The organism is Nostocoides jenkinsii Ben 74, assembly GCF_001046875.1.
In the GTDB taxonomy this organism is placed as follows: Bacteria; Actinomycetota; Actinomycetes; order Actinomycetales; family Dermatophilaceae; genus Nostocoides_A; species Nostocoides_A jenkinsii.
This window is the reverse complement of sequence record NZ_HF571038.1, coordinates 3,804,776-3,808,437: the sequence shown is the minus strand read 5'-3', so window position 1 is coordinate 3,808,437 and position 3,662 is coordinate 3,804,776. Positions and strand designations below refer to the sequence as shown.

Sequence of the window (3,662 nt, the reverse complement as noted above, 5' to 3'; positions counted from 1 at the left end):
GGGCTCATCACAATCGGGGGTGTAGGGCTGGCCTGAAGCCGCCGGTCTCGAGCAGGCTGCGGGCGATGTAGTTGGTGAGGTTGCGGAACCCGAGGGCGGAGCCTCGGAGGTGTTCGAGGCGGCCGTTGAGGGCTTCTGTTGGGCCGTTGCTGGTGCCGGGCCGGTCGAAGTACGCCAAGACATCGGCGGCGCGCTGGTTGAGGGTTCGGCCCAGCCGCCGCAGCTCGGTCAGTACGGCCGGGACGCCCTCGCGGAGAGCCTCGATCACTGCGGTCATGGCTGCTCGGCCTGAGGTGCGGTCGGGGTCGCGGTAGGCGGCGATCATCCGTTGCAGGATCCCCCAGGTGGCCTCGACCTCGACGTGGTCCTCGTCGGCGAACAGTGCGGTGAGGCGTTCGCGTTGCCGGTCGGTGAGCAGGTCGGCGCCGGTGTGCAGGGTCCGCCTGGCCCGGTACAGCGGGTCGCCCGTGAGCCCGCGGTGGCCGTGGAGCTCGAGCTGGACCCGGCGCCGGCAGCGGTCCAGAGCATCCCCAGCGAGGCGGACGACGTGGAACAGCGCCCAAGATGCTGGACTGGCCACTCGACGGGGCTGAACCGGCCACTCGACGTGAGGGGGGACGCGGGTCCATCACGGTCACCGCCTCGGGGAGCGCTTCGCTGGTGGCGGTCTTGAACCCGGTGAACCCGTCCATCGCAACGACCTCGATGGCGTCGCGCCACGCCTGTGGCCGGTCGGCGAGCCAGGACTTGAACGCGGCCTTGGACCGTCCTTCGACCATGTCCAACAGGCGGGCGGGGCCGGTGCCGTCGCGGATCGGGGTGAGGTCGATGACGACGGTGACGTACTTGCCGCCCTTGCGGGTGTGCCGCCAGTTGGGTCGGCCCGGGGCGCGGTGCCCGGATTGCTCGGGGTCCGTTTCCCCGGGCCGCCCGCCGAACCCGGCGTGCGATTCTCACCGCACCGGGCTCTCCACGAGTGGTTGTTGTTCAGCCAGTGGTGGCTGTCGGTGTCCATGGGGTCGGGATCTGGTAGCCGCGGTAGCGGTACCGGATGACGGGGACGCTGGCTGCGCCCTTGAACCTGATCCCATCGACGGCGAGCCGCCAGGTCCCGGGCAGGCAGAACCTGCGCCGGAGTTCTGGCCAGCCGATGCGGTGCTTCTTCCGTAGCCATGCCGTGATCCGCTCCCACGTGTAGGAGTCGATCGCGGAGAACGTGGCCTTGGACACGCCGTGTCGGAAGTAGTTGGCCCACCCTCGTAGCACCCGACCCAGGTAGTCCAGAAGGTACCCGGGGTCGTGGTGCAAGGTCGCCCTGTAGGTCATGGTCTTCACCCGGCTCTTGATCGAGGCGATCGCCTTCTTCGAGGGCTTGGTGTACACGAACCACTTGTTGCTGCCCCGTTTCCGCATCCGTTGGATGTGAAAGCCGAGGAAGTCGAAGCCGTGGTCGATGTGGACCACGCGGGTCTTCTCCGGTGACAGTCGCAACCCCATCGGGGCCAGCACGTGCGCCACCTCGTTGAGCAACTGCTCGGCGTGTTCGCGCTGCCCGGTGACCAGGATGACGAAGTCATCCGCGTACCGGACCAGACGGTAGTTCGCCTTGCCTTGTCGCTTCCGGCGCTGTCGGCAGACCTCGGTCGCCATCTGCTGGTCCCACTTCGACATGAAGTGCTCATCCAGCACCGACAACGCGATGTTCGCCAACAGCGGAGACAGGATCCCGCCCTGCGGGGTGCCGGTGTGCGTCGCCTCGCGGGTGCCGGTGGTGGTCATCACCCCGGCCTTGAGGAACGCCTTGACCAGCCCCAGCACTCGCTTGTCGCCAATCCTTGCCCGGACCCGGTCCATCAACGCGACGTGATCGATCATGTCGAAACACGCCTCGATGTCGGCCTCCACCACCCAGTGGTAAGACTTGGTGGTGAAGTGGTGGATCTCGGCAATGGCGTCCTGCGCGCGCCGGTTCGGCCGGAAACCGTACGAGCACGGCGCAAAGTCCGCCTCGAAGATCGGTTCCAACACCAGTTTCAGAGCAGCCTGCACCACCCGGTCCGTCACGGTCGGGATCCCCAACGCGCGCAGTTTCCCGCTCGCCTTGGGGATCATCACCTGACGTACCTCGACCGGGCTAAATGTCCGCGACCGTAACTGGTCACGGACATGCTGCAGGAACTCCTCGACCCCGAACCGAGAGACGATCGCAGCCACCGTGGCCCGATCGATCCCGGCCGTCCGTGCCCCGACGTTGCCCGCGACGCGTTGCCACGCCACGACCAGGAACGCCGGATCACAGACCAGGTTGTACAGGTCGTCAAACCGGCGACCGGGATCCCCGGCCGCCCAACAATGCAGCTTGGCCTGCATCCTCCGTACCGTCACCTGCGCCCAGTCATGCTCGGGCCAGATCACGGCGCCGGTATTCACCAGCGCATCTTCGGACATCACAGTTCCTCCTTGCTTCCTCTCGCTGCCGCCCTTCCCCATGCGACCGGCTCTCCCGGCCTCGGAGTACTACGGCGGCTCCGCCCCACCTGCGACCTTCAGCCGGCAACGGGCCTATCCCCTTCAAGAAGAGGAACAGTCACAGGTGGTTCCCACGTTCACTGTTGTTCGGTCAACGGGCGAGGTGCCCGGCTTTGCCCCTGCGGTCTCGTCGTGGCTACTCCGCAGGCCTTCACCACGACCTGCCAGGCCCGGCACATGTCACCGTCCTGACAGTTCCCCGCCCCCGACACCCGCCTGGCTGGCAGGCGCGGAGGAAGGTACGCACCGCACACCAGCCCAGATCCACCGGGTTCGAGCTGGTCGACGATGAAGAGGTCTTACGACACCGGTTCCTTGCGTACACCTTCCCGTCTTGCTCACCAGGCACGGCCCGTCCGGTAGTGCCGAACCGTCCTGACTTTGTCGCGGCTGCTCCCACCCTCCCCGGCGTTCCCCGGTTCAGGCTGCCGCCAGCTTCACCCAGCCGCTGCGACGGCCAAGCGATGTAGGTCTCTCACCTCCATTCGAAACAACAGCGCCTCGTGGCGCACCACGTGTTCGTCCACCCCGACAACAGCGACGCCGTCGAACCGGGCCGGGTCAGCGATCAGGACCCGTTTCCCCTCGGCCAGGACGGCGTCGTTGGCGGTGTTCCACGCGACCCCGAGCGCCTCGGCGACCCGAGCGACGGTCAGGTGCTGGACGACCAGGCCGGTCAAGGCCCACGCCAACCCGGCCCGGGAGACCTTCGCGCGAGCGTCGGCGGCCTTGCTCGTGTCCTGGCGCCACACGTGAGCGCAGCCGCCGCACCGGTAGCGGCGGACCGTCACCGACAGCGTGGTGGGTCGCCACCCGAACGGTTCGTGCGCCAACTCCCGGACCACGCTGTCCCGGGCCGTGCCCTCGCAACCGCAGCGTCGACACCATCGGTCATCCTCGACAACACGGCACGCCAGCACCGCCCGATCGGGTTCGACCCGTTGACCGGTCACCACCAGCCCGAGCCCATCGAGGCGGGCGAACGTCGTCAGGTCAGGGCAAGCGAAGGTAGCGTCAACCACGTCGAGGTCCTCCGGATGGGCAGTGTCAGAACTTCCATCCTCAGGGGGCCTCGACCCCTACCCAGCGACCGACGCGCCGCCCAGCCCTACACCCTTATCTGTGATGAGCCA

Annotated in this window: 1 protein-coding gene and 2 pseudogenes; all 3 read right to left on the bottom strand. The window is 67.5% G+C overall.

Annotation, left to right across the window (positions count from 1 at the left end; genetic code table 11):
• Nucleotides 1-7: 7 nt before the first annotated feature.
• Nucleotides 8-872, bottom strand: a pseudogene (locus tag BN13_RS18155) (transposase); the annotation flags it as partial.
• A 115-nt stretch (nt 873-987) separates the two neighbouring features.
• The gene (ltrA, locus tag BN13_RS18150; protein ID WP_048548392.1) at nt 988-2,448 is read right to left on the bottom strand and encodes a group II intron reverse transcriptase/maturase; all 1,461 of its coding nucleotides are present in this window, start codon (nt 2,446-2,448) and stop codon (nt 988-990) included.
• A gap of 584 nt (nt 2,449-3,032) precedes the next feature.
• Nucleotides 3,033-3,551: pseudogene (locus tag BN13_RS18145) on the bottom strand (ISL3 family transposase); the annotation flags it as partial.
• Between the last annotated feature and the right edge of the window lie 111 nt (nt 3,552-3,662).

Coding starts and splice junctions, on each gene's coding strand:
- ltrA (WP_048548392.1), bottom strand. CDS start 2,448: ATGTCCGAAGATGCGCTGGTGAATACCGGCGCCGTGATCTGGCCCGAG.